General features: G+C 71.8%; 4 protein-coding genes. 2 read left to right on the top strand and 2 right to left on the bottom strand.

The genetic code is table 11. The annotated features are described in order from the left end of the window. The coding region (locus ACQUQ1_RS22040; RefSeq protein ID WP_435066334.1) for a peptidyl-tRNA hydrolase at window positions 1-80 on the bottom strand (80 nt) is incomplete at its 3' end. A 126-nt stretch (window positions 81-206) separates the two neighbouring features. Then, entirely contained in the window at window positions 207-920 is a 714-nt protein-coding gene (locus ACQUQ1_RS22035; protein WP_435066333.1) for a cysteine hydrolase family protein, read from the bottom strand. Window positions 921-1,092: 172 nt separating this feature from the next. Between ACQUQ1_RS22035 and ACQUQ1_RS22030 the strand changes: the two genes are divergently transcribed. Both ACQUQ1_RS22030 and ACQUQ1_RS22025 read left to right on the top strand, forming a co-directional pair. Further along, window positions 1,093-1,467, top strand: a complete 375-nt coding sequence (locus tag ACQUQ1_RS22030) for a winged helix-turn-helix transcriptional regulator (RefSeq protein ID WP_435066332.1) — start codon at window positions 1,093-1,095, stop codon at window positions 1,465-1,467. Window positions 1,468-1,699: 232 nt separating this feature from the next. Continuing rightward, on the top strand, window positions 1,700-2,074 hold the full coding sequence (locus ACQUQ1_RS22025; protein WP_435066331.1) for a hypothetical protein: 375 nt from the start codon (window positions 1,700-1,702) through the stop codon (window positions 2,072-2,074). The last annotated feature ends 146 nt before the right edge of the window (window positions 2,075-2,220 follow it).

The following is a 2,220-nucleotide window of genomic DNA, read 5'->3' as shown; positions in this document are numbered from 1 at the left end:
AGCGACGCGTGCGCGACCTGCGCGGCCAGCTTCCCGGTCCCCATCCCCAGGTCCGTGCGGACGACGACCGCCTGCTTCAGGCTCATACGTCGCCGTCGGCGGGGGCGGCGGAAAGCGCTTCGGGAGCGGGGCGGCGGGGTGGACCGAGACGGGACGGGAGGGCTGACCGACGGTCCGCCCGCCGGGACGGCGTCCGCTGTCCCGGCCTAGCCGAACAGCCCGGTCAGAAACCCGCCGCTGTCGTCGTCCCGCTCGTCGCGCTCCCCCCCGTCGGCGGAGACCCCCTCGGCGTCGGCGTCGGCGGCGGCCTCCAACCGCGGGATCACCTCGTCGGTGGTGGCGGTCTCGTGGGCGATGAAGCCGTAGTTGGTGAGCGCGGCCTGGAGCGCCTCCTCGCCGGCGGCCGCGGTGGCGTCGGTGACGGTCAACACCTCGAAACCGTTCTCGACGGCGTCCCGCAGGTGCGACTCGACGCAGAGGTTCGCGCTCATCCCCGCCAGCACGATGGTGTCGATGCCGCGCTGACGGAGTTGGATCCCGGCGTCGTTGCTCCAGAACCCCGAGAGCTGCTTGTGCGGCGAGAGCACGAACGTGTTGTCGTCCGGTTCGAGTTCGGGGACGAAGTCGGCGCCGTCGCCGGCGACGTCGAACATCCGCGTGTCGAACATGATCTCGTCGATCGTGTTCAGGTGCTGCCACTCCTCGTACTCGCCGTCCCCGTACTCGTGCGGGGAGTAAATCACGGGGACGCCGCCCGCGCGGGCGGCTTCGCGGAGCCGGGCGAGCTTGTCGACGACGGCGTTCTCCTCGACCGTCTCGCCGACCTTGTCCCAGACGACGCTCTCCGGCTTCAGGAAGTCGATCTGGGGGTCGGTGATCAGCAGGGCGGTGCGTTCGGGGTCGATCGTGACGTCGCTCATTTCGGTTTCCTCCAGTTATTGGGTTACGGTTGGTAATCAAAAAAGGCGCGCGAAGGCACCGGTAACCCGGTTACCGGTCGCTCAGTTCGGTTGGCGGCCCGGACGGGAGCGACCGATCGACATCCGGTTTCCGAACGTAACCCCGAAGTGCGAGCGTCCCGTCCGGGCGGGTATGTCCGAGGAGGCGGAGCCGATCGACGTGTGGTGCGCGGGCGAGGAGTGGTGTCCGGTGACGGCGACGGCGACGCTCATCGGCCGGAAGTGGCACCCGGTCATCGTCCACCGGCTGCTGGAGCACGGCCCCTGCGGGTTCAGCGAACTCCAGGAGCACGTCGACGGCATCTCCAGCAAGGTGCTCTCGAGCACGCTGGAGGACCTCCAGGAGAAGCGGCTCGTCACCCGGGAGGTGATCAGCGACAAGCCGTTCCGCGTCGAGTACGACCTCACCGACCGCGGCGCGGCCCTCGAGTCGGTGATCGCGGCGATGGCCGACTGGGGCGAGCGCCACCTCGGTCCCGCCGAGGACGAGGAGAGCGCGCTCGCGTGACCGGCCTCCCCCGGTGAGCTCACGGTAACCGGGTAACCGCCCGCTCGCCGTGAGCATATCTCGCGGCGGCGCCTACGCCCGGGGAGGCCGCGGGCGCTCCCTCCTCGCGGCCTCTCCCGGCCGCGGCCGCGCTCGCTTCTCCGGGCCGGGACAGTCCTCCTACGGACCCGACCGTGCGCCTCGTTCACACGTCCGGGGACCGTTCAAGCGCGCTCCCGTCCTCCGTTCGTCCATGAGCGATCCCGGACGCGGATCGACCTGTTCGAGCACAGATTCGTTCGCGGCCCACGGCGTCGACGACGGGGCCGCGCTCGTCCGAGCGGCCGCGCGGGCGCTGGACGTCCCGGGGACCACCGAGGTCACCGTCGAGGAGGGCGTGCTCGGCGTCGTGGCCGCCGCCTACCGCGAGGCGTTCCGCGTGGAGGCCGGGCGCGTCCCGCCCGCGGAGGTCGAGGCGGCGCTGGCGGACGCGGTCGCGTGGACGCGCAGGGAGGACGGCGACCGGACGCTTCGAGTCCGCGACCAGTTGCTCCCGCGCTTCTACCGGCGCTTCGCGGGCTTCCACTGCGCGTACCACGGGGGCGAGCGGCCCGTCGTGACCGAGTGACGCGACCGTCCTCGTCCGGCGGAGCCGAGGGCGCCGGGAGCGGCCGGTCCCGGCCGAACGCGGCCACATAAGCGCCCCCCACGAGTGCGCCGCCGCCGCACAGGCCGCGCGGGTTCAACACGCCGAGGGGCGTACCGGCGGTGTGA

The organism is Halobaculum sp. EA56 (genome assembly GCF_051195075.1).
In the GTDB taxonomy this organism is placed as follows: domain Archaea; phylum Halobacteriota; class Halobacteria; order Halobacteriales; family Haloferacaceae; genus Halobaculum.
Note: the sequence above shows the minus strand (reverse complement) of the source record. Positions and strands in the feature narration are given on the sequence as shown.